The following is a 13,224-nucleotide window of genomic DNA, read 5'->3' on the forward strand; positions in this document are numbered from 1 at the left end:
CAGTGTCGCACGGCGGCCGTCGCTAATTACATGCCGTAACGGCGGTGGCGCAAGCTGTAATCGCGGAGCGCGCGCAGGAAGTCGACTCGGCGAAACGCCGGCCAGTACGCCTCGGTGAACCACATCTCGGAATAGGCGCTCTGCCACAACAGGAAACCCGACAGCCGCTGTTCTCCGGAGGTCCGGATGACCAGATCGGGGTCGGGTTGCCCTGACGTGTAAAGGTTTTCGGAGATGGCCTCGACCGTGACCGCCTCGATGAGCTCTTCGGCGCCGGCTCCGTTGGCCAGTGCTTTGTTGAGCAGAGCGCGCACGGCGTCGACGATCTCTTGGCGACCGCCGTAGGCGACGGCGACATTGACGTGAAAGCCACTGTTGGGCCGGGTGGAGTCGACGGCCTCGCGCAGTCGGCGTGCCGTTTCCTCACCGACGAGCCCCAGATCGCCCACGGTTCGCACACTCCAGCGGTTGGCCGGCGCGCAGATCTCCTCGACGACGTCGGTGATGATCTCGATGAGTGCGGCGAGTTCGTCGGGGTCGCGTTGCAGATTTTCGGCGGACAGCAGGTAGACGGTGGCCATTTCGATGCCGGCTTCTTGGCACCAGCGCAGCATCTCGGCGACCTTGGCGGCGCCCATCCGGTAGCCGTAGCTCACGTCGTCGTAGCCCGCGCTGCGCGCCCAGCGCCGATTGCCGTCGCACAAAACGGCGATGTGGCGGGGTAACGCGGATTTCGATGCCGCCAGGCCCTGCCGTAACCGCAGCTCATAGAGCCGGTACAGCGGCTCCTTGAGCCGCGGCGGAATGATCTCCACGGGTATCCAGACTAGTGCCGAAGCCGAGAATTACCGGCGATCTCAATGCGCGGCACCCGGGGGTTCACCGGCGCGCCCATTACTGTGGCTAGTAGGCGTCCAGCGATCTTGATGAGGGAGGGATATGAACGCTTCGACCGGCGTAACAGACGATCCCGCTCCGTCCGGGCCGTTGGCTGCGGCCGAGCATTTGGGCGAGCAGCTCGCCGAGGGCACAGCAGAGGTCCTGACGAAGCCGCGGTTTCGGGGCTGGATCCACGTCTATTCGGCGATTGTGTCGATCATCGCGGGCGCGACCCTGGTGGCCGTGTCGTGGGCGTTGTCAGGCACCTCCGCGGGGCTGGCCACGCTGGCCTACACCGCAGCCATCGTGGCCATGTTCGGGGTCAGCGCCACCTATCACCGCATCCACTGGAACTCGGTGACTGCGCGTACCTGGATGAGGCGGCTCGACCACTCGATGATCTTCGTGTTCATCGCCGGCAGCTACACACCGTTCGCGGTATGCGCCATGCCACCCGGGGATGGGCACCTGGTGCTGTGGATCGTGTGGGGCGGCGCGCTGGCTGGGATCGCCCTGAAGATGTGCTGGCCTACGGCGCCGCGTTGGGTGGGCGTGCCGCTGTATCTGCTGTTGAGTTGGGTAGCGATCTGGTTTATCGGCCCGATTGTGCACGGCGCCGGGGTGGCCGCGATGGTGCTGCTCATCGTCGGTGGGGTGATCTACAGCGTCGGCGGCGTGTTCTACGGGCTACGCTGGCCCGACCCGTGGCCGAGGGTGTTCGGCTACCACGAGTTCTTCCATGCCTGCACCGCGGTGGCAGCGACGTGCCATTACATCGCGATGTGGTTCGCCGTCTTATAGGGCGAGCAGACGCAAAAGCCCCTTATTTCGGCACGAAATGGGGGCTTTTGCGTCTGCTCGCCGGGGCTAGAGCTGGGTGACGTTCTCGGCTGACCAGTAGGCCTTCATCGCGGTGACCTTGCCGTCGTCGCCCAGCACCATCACGTCGATCGGCTCGATCACCATCCCACCGCCACCGGCCTTCACCGTCAGTCGGAACTGAAAAGCCGCCTCGTTGCCCGCGATTCGCAGCGACACCAATTCGCACTCCCGCTCGGCGCCTTCGATCGCGGAGTAGAAACCACGAATGGCCTGCCGGCCGATGTGCACCTCGCCTCCGACAGGGTCTTCGACGGTCGCATCGTCGGCGTAGAGCTCGGCGATGTCGTCGGCGCTGCCCTTGGCAATAAGGCTGATGTAGCGGTTGACCGTGTCGGCGATGACTTCAGCACTCGGCATGAGGCGAAGGCTACCGCGCCAGTGCCGCTTCGAGGTCCTCGGTGGTGGTGACCGGCAGGTCGCAGACCCGGCCGCGGCATACATAGGCGGCGTCGGCTCCGTCCACCCGGTCGCGGCCGATCAACAGCTCGCAGGAGTCCGCTTCCCCGCCGACCACGATCGCCCCGCCCGGCGCCAGCCGGCGCGCGTCGGCCAACAGCGACGACCCCGGCGCATCGCAGGCCACCGCAATCTGCAGCGGCCCGCGCACGGCGGATTCGGCCACTGCCAGCCAGTGCCCGGCCGAGCGCGGCGCGCGGGCCAGCAGCGGGGAATGCACCCGCAGCGCATCGGCCACCGCCTGGCCATAACTATCGGCGCGTTCGCCGCCGACCAGGTGCGCCGCTATCAGCAGCGCCTCGGTGATCGAGGACGCGCCCGAAGGTGTCGCACCGTCCACCGGGTCGGCCGGACGGAACATCAGCCGTTCGGCGTCGTCGGCGCTGTCGAACCAGCGGCCCGGCTGGTCAGGATCGGCGAAGTGCGCCAACGCGATATCGAGTAGCTGGGTGGCCGTGTCTAGCCATGCCGGGTCCATTGTCAGCTGGTACAGCGTCAACAGCCCGGTGGCCAGCATCGCATGGTCTTCCAGAATGGCCGCACTGTCGCCGACCTGCCCGCCGAGGCTGGCCCGCCGCAGTCGCCCGTCCACCATGTGCAGGGCCACCAGCGCGGCCGCGCACCGCGTCGCCGCGTCCGCCAACTGTGGATCACTAACGGCCACACTGGCTTCGGCCAACGCGGTAATGACCAAGCCGTTCCAGGCGGTGACGACCTTGTCGTCGCGATCAGGCTGCGGGCGGGTCGACCGGGCGTCCAGCAGCGCGGCGCGGACCCGCTCGAAGCGATCGGGGTCGTCGGGATCGGCGGGCAGTTGCAGCACCGATGCGCCGTGCTCGAACGTTCCTGTCGCGGTGACCCCGAAAACCGAAGCGGCCCAACGCCCGTCGTCCTCGCCGAGAACTTCGGTCAGCTGGTCCGGCGTCCACACGTAGGTCAAGCCCTCCCGGCCGGCGGCGTCAGCGTCCAGCGACGAGGTGAACATGTCGCGGTCGCCGAGCTCGTCGAGCACAAATCGGGCCGTTTCCGCGGCCACCCGACGAGCCAGCACATTCCCGGTCCGGCGCGCCCAGTGCGCATAGACGCGCAGCAGTAGCGCGTTGTCGTACAGCATCTTCTCGAAATGCGGTACAACCCAGGCATTGTCGACGCTGTAGCGCGCGAATCCACCGGCCAGCTGGTCGTAGATGCCGCCGCGGGCCATCGCGGTGCAGGTGCGCTCGACGGCCAGCAGGGCTGGCTGCGGTCCGGTGCGTTCGTGGTGCCGCAGCAACGCCTCCAGCAGCGCCGACGGCGGGAATTTCGGTGCCCCGCCGAAGCCGCCGCGGGCGGTGTCTTCGTCTCGAAGTATCACCGCGACGGCGTGGTCGCACAGGGCAGGCTCGACCGGCGGGCCACCGCCCGGCAGCCCTGAAGCCATCGCGCGCAGCTCGCTCGCGATGTGGTCGGAGGCCTGCTCGACTTCCTCGCGCCGGGTGCGCCAGGTTTCGGTCACAGCCGAAAGCAACTGTAAGAAAGCATGTTTCGGGTAGTAGGTGCCGCAGAAGAATGGGCGGCCGTCGGGTGTGAGGAAACATGTCATCGGCCAGCCGCCCTGCCCGGTGAGCGCAACGGTGGCGTTCATGTAGACGGCGTCGATGTCGGGCCGTTCCTCGCGGTCCACTTTGACGCACACGAACCCGTCGTTCATCGCGGCGGCCACTTCTGAGTCCTCGAATGATTCGTGCGCCATCACATGACACCAGTGGCAGGCGGCGTAGCCGACCGAGAGCAGGATCGGCACGTCGCGCTCGGCCGCCTCGGCCAGGGCCTGCGGCGTCCACTGCTGCCAGTGCACCGGGTTGTCGGCGTGCTGGCGCAGATAGGGGCTGGCCGCCCCGGCGAGCGTGTTGGCCGCAGGGCTCATCGCCGCGCCCTAGCCGTCGGGTTCATGTGGTGGTCCCTCGTGGTCGGCCGGCTGGTCGGCGGGCGGCGCCCCGCCGGGCGGCGTGCCCTCGTCGGCTGCCTGGTCCGGCTCGGGGTGCTCGGGGTCGAACGACTCGGGGACCTTCTTGAGTTGCCGGTTCATCGACCGGATCAAAAACACCGTGGCGAGCAGCAGCAACACGATAACCAGCAGACCCATCGGGCTGGCCTTACCGAAATCTGGGCCGGTACGACGGGGTGCGCCGTCAGCTTGAAAATCGGTCAGCACGACGAACGCGCTGAGCACCGCTGGAGGCATCACTCGTCCTCGATTCCGGCGAACAGATCGGTCTCAGGAAGCTTGACCGGCACCCGCGAACGGGCCAGCTCGAACTCCTCGGTCGGCCACAGCCGCTGCTGCCATTCGATCGGCGCGGCGAAGAAGTCGCCTTTCGGGTCGATCTGGGTGGCGTGCGCGCGCAGCGCGTCGTCGCGCTGACTGAAATACGCCGAGCACTCCACCCGGGTCGTCACCCGGGCAGCGAACACGTCGTGCTTGGGATCCCAATGCTTGAGCCACTTCTCGAACGGGCCTTGCTGCCCGTGCTTGGCGAATTCGTCTTGCAGTAACTGCATCCGCTGACGCAGGAACCCGTGGTTGTAATACAGCTTGGACACCGTCCATGGCTCACCGGCGTCCGGGAACCGGCGATAGTCGCCGGCCGCTTCGTACGCGGCAACCGAAACCTGGTGGCAGCGGATGTGGTCGGGATGCGGGTAGCCGCCGTTTTCGTCGTAGGTCGTCATCACGTGCGGCCGAAACTCCCGGACAACCCGCACCAGCGCTTCGGTGGCCACCTCCAGCGGCACCAGCGCAAAGCAGTCCTCGGGCAGCGGCGGCGGCGGGTCACCCTTCGGCAAACCGGAGTCGACGAAACCCAGCCAGGTGTGCTCGACGCCGAGGATCTCGGCGGCCTTAGCCATCTCGTCGCGACGGATCTCAGCCATGCGGCCGTGCACCTCGGGCAGGTCCATCGCAGGGTTGAGGATGTCGCCGCGTTCGCCGCCGGTCAGCGTCACGACCAGCACGCGATGACCCTCGTCCGCGTAGCGCGCGAGGGTCGCAGCACCCTTGCTGGACTCGTCGTCCGGGTGCGCATGCACCGCTATCAGTCGCAGTTCGCTCACCTGCTCTCTGTCCGTCTTGCACCGGGCGTGCCCCTATAGTTGCAGTCCTAATCGTTGCATCCTGTCCACCGGGTTCGGAAAAGCCTGCCTATGAGCGAACGGCCCGCACAGCCCCCGCCGGCCCGCTACGGGCCTCCTCGGTCACCCCGCTGGCCGCGCCGCGGTCTCGTCATCGCCCTGGCAGTTCTCGCGGTAGCGATCGGCGTCGTCGTGGCGATCATCGGCTACCAACGGCTGGGCACCAGCGACGTAACCGGGATGCTGGTCGGCTACCGCCTGATCGACGACGAGACCGTGGCAGTGACGATCGGCGTGACGCGCCGCGACCCGTCGCGGCCGGTCGACTGCATCGTGCGGGCGCGATCCAAAGACGGCAGCGAGACCGGCCGGCGGGAAGTGCTCATCCCACCCTCAGACAGCCCTACGGTGCAGGTGACGACGATCGTGAAGTCCTTCCAGCCGCCGACGATGGGAGACGTCTACGGCTGCGGCACCGACGTGCCCAGCTACATGCGGCCGTCGTGACCACACCGCGGTTGCCGTAACCGAGCAAAACCGCCAACCGGCGAAACGTGAGTCGCGGCACGCGTCACAGTGGTACCCTATTTGGGTACACGGTTCCTGATGGGACCGTGTATTGCTGCATTAGCGCGACATACGCGGCACAGCGCGGCGGCACGCGCAGCGAAACCGCATACGCCGGCAGCGAACCGAAAGCCTGCCCACGCGAATACCGTGGAAACGACGAATACAAGGAGCGCGACGAGATGACGGACACTCAGGTGACCTGGTTGACCCAGGAGTCACATGACCGACTCAAGGCCGAGCTCGACCAGCTGATCGCAAACCGTCCGGTCATCGCCGCGGAAATCAACGACCGCCGGGAAGAGGGTGACCTGCGGGAGAACGGCGGATACCACGCCGCCCGCGAGGAACAGGGTCAGCAAGAAGCGCGCATCCGTCAGTTGCAGGACCTGCTCAACAACGCGAAGGTCGGCGAACCGCCCGCGCAGTCCGGGGTGGCGCTGCCCGGCTCGGTGGTGACCGTCTACTACAACGGCGACGAGTCCGACACCGAAACGTTCCTGATCGCCACTCGGCAGGAGGGCGTCAACGACGGCAAGCTCGAGGTGTACTCGCCGAACTCACCGCTGGGCGGTGCGCTCATCAATGCCAAGGTCGGCGAAACCCGTACTTACAAGGTGCCTAACGGCAACACCGTCGAGGTGACATTGGTCAGCGCGGAGCCATATCGCGCCTAGGGCAGAACTGGGGGTCGGGGAATCGGGCGGTAGTAGGCCCGCTGCTCATGGCGAAGATCGCCGAGGATCTGTTGCTGCTGCTGCTCGACAATGCGTCGGGCCAGCCCGAGCTGGATCGCACGCGGGTTGGGCGCGTGCTGGCCGCAGCCGTTCTGCTGGATTTGGCGCACGCATGTCGGATCCGCCCGGCGGTCGACGGGGATCCGGTTCAAGCGGGACACCTGCTGGTCCTGACCGGACCCGACCCGGGCGATCCGGCGGTCGCGCCTGCGTTGCAGCTGTTGCTGCGCCGTCCACTGAGCCCCGCTGCGGCGATCGCCAAGCTGCGCCGCGACACTCCTACCGCGTTGCTCTCGCAGCTCGAACGCACCGGTCAAGTGCATCGGGTCCGGTTGTACTCCAATGGATCCAAACCGGTGGACGGCTGGCAGTTGACGGACCGCAGCCGGGTGTCGCAAGTACGGGCGGCGATGACGGCGGCGCTGTTCGATGAGCAGCGTCCTGATCCCACGACGGCGACGATCATCTCGCTGCTGCACGCTGTCAATGGGCTGGGAGCGATATACAGCCTCGACCACCGCGGCTGGGAGTGGGTCCTCGACCGTGCCGGCGATATCGCCAGCGGCAGCTGGGTGAATGAATCCGAGCCCGAGCTACCCGAAGTCAACCTGGCGGTGACGACCGCGGCCGTCCGTCACGCACTGACGTGACTCGCCGCCGAGCAGACGCAAAAGCACCCCAGAACGACTGATTTTGAGGACTTTTACGTCTGCTCGCCAGCTAGGCCAGGGCCTGCTCGAGGTCGGCCAGCAAATCGGCGACATCCTCGATGCCCACCGACAGCCGCACCAGATCGTCGGGAACCTCCAACTGCGAGCCGGCGGTCGAGGCATGCGTCATTGCCACCGGATGCTCGATCAGCGACTCCACCCCGCCCAGCGACTCGGCCAAGATGAACACGGAGGTGTTGGCGCACAGCTCCTTCGCGGCTTGCCGGCCTCCGCGCATCCGCACGGAGACCATGCCGCCAAAACCGCGCATCTGTCGCGCAGCGAGCTCATGACCGGGATGACTCGGCAGGCCTGGATACAGCACGGTGCCGACGGCGGGATGCTCGGCAAGGAATTCGGCTACCGCCGCGGCGTTTTCGCTGTGCCGCTGCATCCGCAGTACCAGCGTCTTCAGCCCGCGCAATGTCAGGTAGACGTCGAACGGGCCCGGCACCGCGCCGGCCCCGTTCTGCAGAAAGCCGAACGTCGCGTTGAGCTCTTCGTCGTTGGTGACCAGTGCGCCGCCCACAACATCGGAGTGCCCGCCGATGTACTTGGTCGTCGAATGCAGCACCACGTCGGCGCCCAGGGTCAGCGGCTGCTGCAGTGCCGGGGAGGCAAACGTGTTGTCAACCAAAACTTTTGCCGAGTGCTTCTGACCGATATCGGCGATCGCCGCGATATCGGCGATCGAAAGCAGCGGATTGGTGGGCGTTTCCACCCAAATCAGCCGCGTCTGCGAGGTGATCGCGGCGCGCACCGCGTCGAGATCGCCGAGCGCCACCGGCGTGTAGTCGATACCCCAACCGGTGAACACCTTGTCGATCAGCCGGAAGGTGCCGCCGTAGGCATCATCGGGGATGACGACGTGGTCGCCCGGCCGCAGCAACGCCCGCAGCGCACAGTCAGTGGCTGCCATCCCGGAACTGAACGCGCGGCAGTACCTGCCCTCCTCGACGGCGGCGAGGGCCGCTTCCAGCGCGGCCCGAGTCGGGTTGCCGGATCGCGAGTATTCGAATCCGCCGCGCAGGCCGCCGACGCCGTCTTGAGCGAACGTGCTGCTCATGTTGATTGGCGGGTTGACGGCGCCGGTCGAGGGGTCCGGTGAGAAACCGGCGTGAATGGCCTTAGTAGCCTGCCCCCGCAGCCGCCGTTCGTTGCCGGCGCCGGATGTCTTGCGCTGTTGGCTCATCGATGATCAGCCTAACGACGGCCGGAAAATCGCCGCTGACACCCAGACGGGCACCTACTCGACCGGCAGGCAAACCGTCGACATGATCTTGTCGGCAAAGGTTTGCCGCTTGGCGTCCCACAGCGGAAACAAATAGCCGATGCAAAAGATGACCGCGTCGAGGAAGTGCGCGAGTTGACGGACCAGCGACATTCCGAATCCGATTGGCTGGCCGGTGTTTTCGCTGACAACCTTGAACTTCATCAGTGACTTGCCGATGCTCGAGCCGGTGGTGCCCTGCCGGTAGCCGTAGTTCCAGATGACGTAGCCAAGCCCCACCAGGTGCGCCAACCAGAATGTCGTAACGCCGAACATGGAGTAGCCGCTGGCACACACCTGGTCGACCGTGTATCGGGAGATGTTGGTGACGCAAGCCGTCTGTTCGGTACCGACAAGCACCAGCCAGCCGATACCGACGATGATCGCGTACGGGATGTAGTCGACGACGAACGCCAGGACTCGGGTCACCCAAGACGTGTAGGCGTGCGCCGGCAACCCGCGGATAACCGGGCCGGGCGGGGGCGGTGCATACCCGCCGGCCGACGGGGGCGGCGGCGGATATCCGCCCGCTGGCGGCGGAGGCGGTGGCGGGTACGCACCCTGCGGCGGATGCTGGGGATCCGGCCCGGCGGTAGGTGAGGCGGATTGGTCGGTCATGGATGCCTTCCATGGACGAGGAACTAGCTGCAGGCGGCCTTACGGTACCCGACCACCGGCCCAGCCAAAGATGTCGTCGCCGAAGCCTGGAGGCGGCAGCGGACCAACCGCCCCGTTGATTTGGTAGTGCAATTAATTTGCTTGGCAGCGCTCTCGCTACCGGCGGGGTGCTCTCGCTACCGGCGCCTTGGACCCTCAGACAGAAAGCCCAGCAAGTCGTGGCGGGTGATGACCCCCACCGGCTTGCCGTCTTCGACCACCATCAGCGCGTCCCAGTCTCGCAGCGCCTTGGCGGCGGCACTGACCAACTCGCCCGCCCCGATCATGGGTAGCGGCGGGCTCATATGCAGCCCCACCGCGTCGGCCAGCTTGGCGCGACCTTCGAAAACAGCTGACAGCAGCTCGCGTTCGGACACGCTCCCGGCCACCTCGCCGGCCATCACCGGCGGCTCGGCGCCGACGACCGGCATCTGGGACACCCCGTACTCGCGCAGAATCCCGATGGCGTCGCGCACGGTCTCCGACGGATGGGTATGCACCAAGTCGGGCAGCGCGCCGGACTTTCCGCGCAAAACGTCTCCGACCGTGGGTTGTTCCACCGATCCGTCCAGCCGGCTGCGCAGGAAGCCGTACGAGGACATCCACGCGTCGTTGAAGATCTTCGACATGTAACCGCGGCCGCCGTCGGGCAACAGCACCACGATCAGCGCGTCGGGGCCGGCCTCCTCCGCGACTTTGAGCGCCGCCACCACCGCCATCCCGCACGACCCGCCGACCAGCATGGCTTCCTCGCGAGCCAGCCGCCGGGTCATCTCGAACGAATCCGCGTCCGACACCGCGATGACTTCGTCCGGGACGCTCGGGTCATAGGCCGCCGGCCAGAAGTCCTCGCCCACTCCCTCGACCAGATAAGGCCGTCCGCTGCCGCCCGAGTAGACCGACCCTTCCGGGTCGGCGCCGATCACCCGCACTGCTCCCCCGGACACGTCCTTGAGGTAACGGCCGGCGCCGCTGATCGTCCCGCCGGTGCCGATCCCGGCAACGAAATGAGTGACCTTGCCGTCGGTGTCGGCCCAGATCTCCGGTCCGGTGGTTTGGTAGTGGCTCGCCGGCCCTTCGGGATTCGCGTACTGATCCGGCTTCCAGGCACCGTCGATCTCGCAGGCCAGCCGGTCGGAGACGCTGTAGTAGCTATCCGGGTGGTCGGGCGGCACCGCCGTCGGGCAGACCACCACGTCTGCGCCGTAGGCGCGCAGCACGTTCTGCTTGTCCTCACTGACCTTGTCGGGGCAGACGAACACACACTTGTATCCGCGCTGCTGGGCCACCATGGCCAACGCAACCCCGGTGTTGCCTGATGTCGGTTCGACAATGGTGCCGCCCGGTTGGAGTTGACCAGCGGTCTCGGCGGCGTCGATCATCTTGACCGCGATCCGGTCCTTGGCGCTCCCGCCCGGGTTGAGGTACTCGACCTTGGCCACCACAGTGGCGACCCCCGGCGGCACCACAGAGTTCAGCCGAACCAGTGGTGTATTGCCGATGAGTTCACTGATGTGCCGGGCGATCCGCATGCATTCATCGTCTCAGGCTAGGTGCGCGATCGCCGCTCGGCTCCTCAACTGGTGAGCCGCCCGTCGTCGCCGTCGGCTAGTCGGTGGCTTCGCGGATGTACTCGCCGATCTGGCGCAGCGAGCGCTTGGCCTCGGGGACCGCCGGGGCGGCAAGCTGGAAGTCGTGAATCTGGCCGGGCCAGATCCGCACCTCGGCCGGCACCCCGACCGCAGCCAGCCTGCGGGCCGCCAAGCGCGCGTCGTGCAGCAACACCTCGGAACCCGACACGTGGATCAAGGTGCGCGGCAGTCCCGGCCGGAGGTGGTCCAGCGGCTCGTAAAGCTCTTCCGGCTCACCGTCGACGATGTGCTTGGCGGCGGCAGCGGCGACCAGTGCCACCAACGCGTCGAAGGCCCGCGCCGAGAACATGGCATCGGTATTGATATTGGGATGCGACTGCTTACCCTCCTTGGCCAGCTGCAGCAGCGGCGAGATCGCCACCATCGCAGCCGGCTCCTCGTCGGCCTCCTGCAGCCGCTGCGCAAGTGCCAGCGCCAGGTAGCCACCGGCGGAATCGCCCGCCAGCACGATCTGGTCGGGGTCATAGCCGCGTAGCCGCAGCCAACGGTAGGCGTCGTGACAGTCGTCGATGGCCATGCCCACGGAGTGTTTGGGGATCAGCCGGTAGTTCACCACCAAGACGGGTGAGTCCGCGTATCGGGACAGCGCGTTGACCACCCTGCTGTGCGAGTTGGCCCCGCAGGTCAGGAAGGCACCGCCGTGCAGGTAGAGCACGACCCGACGCTTGCCGTCAGCGGGCAGCACACCCGGAGCACGAACCAGCTGTGCAGTCGCGTGGGGCAACTCGACAGTCGTGCGAACGGTGCCGGGAGCCGGGAGCAGTACACGGCACGCGAAGTCGATCAGACCGAATGGCCAGGGCATATGCGGGATGCGACTTCCGAATGCCAATGCGGGCCGGATCGTCAGCCGCGATGCCAGATAAAGCACTCGAGCAGGGAGGCTGGGGCCGGTCTCGATAACTTCGACGGGGACGCCGTCGCTGATCGGAGTGCGGCGCGGAAGCTGCGGGGACCGAAACGTCTCGCGGAGGACAACGCCGGATCTGTCGTCGCGGGATCCCGCTATTTTGCTAGGTGCGGTCATGCTCAACACTTCCTACGCCGTTGTAGTGCGGTACAGCATGTAGACGAGGTAGCGGAGCGACCGGTCCATCGATCTCCATATTTCGGTATACCCGCTCCAGGCACCCAGCCAACCTCGTCAACTTAGCTTGGCACCGACAAGAACTTCAACAATCAAAGAGTCCGATTCGATACCGGATTTGATCCGGCCTGTGATCGCCCCGGGACGCAGCTACCGGATTCGGGCTAGTGCCCGCCCTAAACTATGGGCGTGGACATACGCGCGCCACGCCGATCTTTGATCGCGCTGGCCGCAGCGGGTGCACTGGCGTCGACGGGGACGGCTTACCTGGGTGCACGTAACCTGCTGATCGGCCAAGCGCAACAGGCGCGCAGCGTCATTCCCAAGGCTTGGGACATCCCGCCACGCGCCGACGGTGTCTACACCCGCGGAGGCGGGCCGGTGGAGCGGTGGCATCGCGGTGTGCCTTTCGATCTGCACCTGATGGTCTTCGGGGACTCGACGGCAACTGGATACGGCTGTCGCAGCGCCGACGAAGTCCCCGGTGTGCTGCTCGCCCGCGCGCTCGCTGAACGAACTGGCAAACGAATCCGGTTGAGCACCAAAGCGATTGTGGGCGCCACCTCCAAAGGACTGTCCGGCCAGGTCGACGCGATGTTCGTGGCCGGACCGCCGCCGGATGTGGCAGTGATCATGATCGGCGCCAACGACGTGACCGCCCTCAACGGGATCGCGCCCTCGGCGCGTCGGTTGGGGGCGGCGGTCTGGCGCTTGCGGGCCAGCGGCGCGGTTGTGGTCGTCGCGACGTGCCCCGACTTCGGCGTGATCACGGCGATCCCGCAGCCGCTGCGCTGGCTGGCGCGCACCCGGGGTTTGCGGCTGGCTCGCGCCCAGGCCGCAGCGGTTAGAGCAGCCGGTGGTGTCCCGGTGCCGTTGGCGGATCTGCTGGTGCCTCATTTCCGCACGTCGCCCGACCTGTTGTTCTCCGAAGACCGCTACCACCCGTCAGCGGCCGGATATGCCCTGGTGTCCGATCAGCTGTTGCCGGCACTGTGCAGTGCGCTGGGCGAATCGACCGGCGGGTTAGCGGCTGAACTGCCGTCCACGTCCGCTGCCGCCAGAACCGGCGTGGGCCGCATCCGCCTGCGGATCTTGTCCCGGCTGTGGCGCCGGCCCACGACCGGGGTGCCCGCACCCGTCGTCGTACCCACCGGCGGCTAGCGCGGGCGGACCGCTCCCGGTCCACGGCCCGCGTCGACGTCGCGCTAGATTCGAT

At 66.8% G+C, this 13,224-nt stretch carries 14 protein-coding genes; 5 read left to right on the top strand and 9 right to left on the bottom strand.

The features are described from left to right. Positions 1-26: 26 nt before the first annotated feature. Positions 27-815, bottom strand: a complete 789-nt coding sequence (locus tag G6N15_RS03130) for a (2Z,6E)-farnesyl diphosphate synthase (protein WP_083089546.1) — start codon at positions 813-815, stop codon at positions 27-29. A 124-nt stretch (positions 816-939) separates the two neighbouring features. On the opposite strand from G6N15_RS03130, the gene trhA reads away from it, so the two are divergent. Next, positions 940-1,680, top strand: coding sequence for a PAQR family membrane homeostasis protein TrhA (gene trhA / locus G6N15_RS03135; protein WP_083089545.1), 741 nt, complete (start codon positions 940-942; stop codon positions 1,678-1,680). 66 nt (positions 1,681-1,746) lie between these two features. On the opposite strand, the gene G6N15_RS03140 is transcribed toward trhA, so the two are convergent. Genes G6N15_RS03140 through mca form a run of 4 tightly spaced genes read right to left on the bottom strand, consistent with a single transcriptional unit; the run spans position 1,747 to position 5,310 of the window. Further along, positions 1,747-2,118, bottom strand: coding sequence for a nuclear transport factor 2 family protein (locus tag G6N15_RS03140; RefSeq protein ID WP_083089543.1), 372 nt, complete (start codon positions 2,116-2,118; stop codon positions 1,747-1,749). Between the two features lie 10 nt (positions 2,119-2,128). Then, the gene (locus tag G6N15_RS03145) at positions 2,129-4,123 is read right to left on the bottom strand and encodes a thioredoxin domain-containing protein (RefSeq protein ID WP_083089541.1); all 1,995 of its coding nucleotides are present in this window, start codon (positions 4,121-4,123) and stop codon (positions 2,129-2,131) included. A 9-nt stretch (positions 4,124-4,132) separates the two neighbouring features. Further along, the gene (locus G6N15_RS03150) at positions 4,133-4,441 is read right to left on the bottom strand and encodes a hypothetical protein (protein ID WP_083089539.1); all 309 of its coding nucleotides are present in this window, start codon (positions 4,439-4,441) and stop codon (positions 4,133-4,135) included. Further along, a complete protein-coding gene (gene mca, locus G6N15_RS03155) occupies positions 4,441-5,310 on the bottom strand; it encodes a mycothiol conjugate amidase Mca (RefSeq protein ID WP_083089537.1) in 870 nt (289 codons plus the stop codon). The genes G6N15_RS03150 and mca overlap by 1 nt, the downstream gene beginning before the upstream one ends. Positions 5,311-5,400: 90 nt before the next feature. On the opposite strand from mca, the gene G6N15_RS03160 reads away from it, so the two are divergent. The 3 genes from G6N15_RS03160 to G6N15_RS03170 all read left to right on the top strand — a co-directional run bounded on the left by G6N15_RS03160 (position 5,401) and on the right by G6N15_RS03170 (position 7,282). Next, complete coding sequence (locus G6N15_RS03160) at positions 5,401-5,835, top strand: DUF4307 domain-containing protein (RefSeq protein ID WP_083089535.1); 435 nt, start codon at positions 5,401-5,403, stop codon at positions 5,833-5,835. A 242-nt stretch (positions 5,836-6,077) separates the two neighbouring features. Then, on the top strand, positions 6,078-6,572 hold the full coding sequence (gene greA, locus G6N15_RS03165; protein ID WP_083089594.1) for a transcription elongation factor GreA: 495 nt from the start codon (positions 6,078-6,080) through the stop codon (positions 6,570-6,572). Between the two features lie 47 nt (positions 6,573-6,619). After that, the gene (locus G6N15_RS03170; protein ID WP_083089534.1) at positions 6,620-7,282 is read left to right on the top strand and encodes a GOLPH3/VPS74 family protein; all 663 of its coding nucleotides are present in this window, start codon (positions 6,620-6,622) and stop codon (positions 7,280-7,282) included. A gap of 70 nt (positions 7,283-7,352) precedes the next feature. On the opposite strand, the gene G6N15_RS03175 is transcribed toward G6N15_RS03170, so the two are convergent. From G6N15_RS03175 to G6N15_RS03190, 4 genes are all read right to left on the bottom strand, one after another. Further along, the gene (locus G6N15_RS03175) at positions 7,353-8,534 is read right to left on the bottom strand and encodes a cystathionine gamma-synthase (RefSeq protein ID WP_083089532.1); all 1,182 of its coding nucleotides are present in this window, start codon (positions 8,532-8,534) and stop codon (positions 7,353-7,355) included. Positions 8,535-8,588: 54 nt separating this feature from the next. Beyond that, complete coding sequence (locus G6N15_RS03180) at positions 8,589-9,230, bottom strand: RDD family protein (RefSeq protein ID WP_163747915.1); 642 nt, start codon at positions 9,228-9,230, stop codon at positions 8,589-8,591. A 176-nt stretch (positions 9,231-9,406) separates the two neighbouring features. Continuing rightward, entirely contained in the window at positions 9,407-10,801 is a 1,395-nt protein-coding gene (locus G6N15_RS03185; protein WP_083089801.1) for a cystathionine beta-synthase, read from the bottom strand. A 76-nt stretch (positions 10,802-10,877) separates the two neighbouring features. After that, complete coding sequence (locus G6N15_RS03190) at positions 10,878-11,948, bottom strand: alpha/beta hydrolase (RefSeq protein ID WP_083089800.1); 1,071 nt, start codon at positions 11,946-11,948, stop codon at positions 10,878-10,880. 243 nt (positions 11,949-12,191) lie between these two features. On the opposite strand from G6N15_RS03190, the gene G6N15_RS03195 reads away from it, so the two are divergent. Next, the gene (locus G6N15_RS03195) at positions 12,192-13,169 is read left to right on the top strand and encodes an SGNH/GDSL hydrolase family protein (RefSeq protein ID WP_275998470.1); all 978 of its coding nucleotides are present in this window, start codon (positions 12,192-12,194) and stop codon (positions 13,167-13,169) included. The last annotated feature ends 55 nt before the right edge of the window (positions 13,170-13,224 follow it).

This window comes from Mycobacterium noviomagense (assembly GCF_010731635.1).
Taxonomy (GTDB): Bacteria; Actinomycetota; Actinomycetes; order Mycobacteriales; family Mycobacteriaceae; genus Mycobacterium; species Mycobacterium noviomagense.

Excerpts from the sequence above, each read along its gene's own strand:
- trhA (WP_083089545.1), top strand. The coding sequence starts at position 940 with ATGAACGCTTCGACCGGCGTAACAGACGATCCCGCTCCGTCCGGGCCG.
- G6N15_RS03140 (WP_083089543.1), bottom strand. The coding sequence starts at position 2,118 with ATGCCGAGTGCTGAAGTCATCGCCGACACGGTCAACCGCTACATCAGC.
- G6N15_RS03145 (WP_083089541.1), bottom strand. The coding sequence starts at position 4,123 with ATGAGCCCTGCGGCCAACACGCTCGCCGGGGCGGCCAGCCCCTATCTG.
- G6N15_RS03150 (WP_083089539.1), bottom strand. The coding sequence starts at position 4,441 with ATGCCTCCAGCGGTGCTCAGCGCGTTCGTCGTGCTGACCGATTTTCAA.
- G6N15_RS03160 (WP_083089535.1), top strand. The coding sequence starts at position 5,401 with ATGAGCGAACGGCCCGCACAGCCCCCGCCGGCCCGCTACGGGCCTCCT.
- greA (WP_083089594.1), top strand. The coding sequence starts at position 6,078 with ATGACGGACACTCAGGTGACCTGGTTGACCCAGGAGTCACATGACCGA.
- G6N15_RS03170 (WP_083089534.1), top strand. The coding sequence starts at position 6,620 with ATGGCGAAGATCGCCGAGGATCTGTTGCTGCTGCTGCTCGACAATGCG.
- G6N15_RS03175 (WP_083089532.1), bottom strand. The coding sequence starts at position 8,534 with ATGAGCCAACAGCGCAAGACATCCGGCGCCGGCAACGAACGGCGGCTG.
- G6N15_RS03180 (WP_163747915.1), bottom strand. The coding sequence starts at position 9,230 with ATGACCGACCAATCCGCCTCACCTACCGCCGGGCCGGATCCCCAGCAT.
- G6N15_RS03185 (WP_083089801.1), bottom strand. The coding sequence starts at position 10,801 with ATGCGGATCGCCCGGCACATCAGTGAACTCATCGGCAATACACCACTG.
- G6N15_RS03190 (WP_083089800.1), bottom strand. The coding sequence starts at position 11,948 with ATGACCGCACCTAGCAAAATAGCGGGATCCCGCGACGACAGATCCGGC.
- G6N15_RS03195 (WP_275998470.1), top strand. The coding sequence starts at position 12,192 with ATGGGCGTGGACATACGCGCGCCACGCCGATCTTTGATCGCGCTGGCC.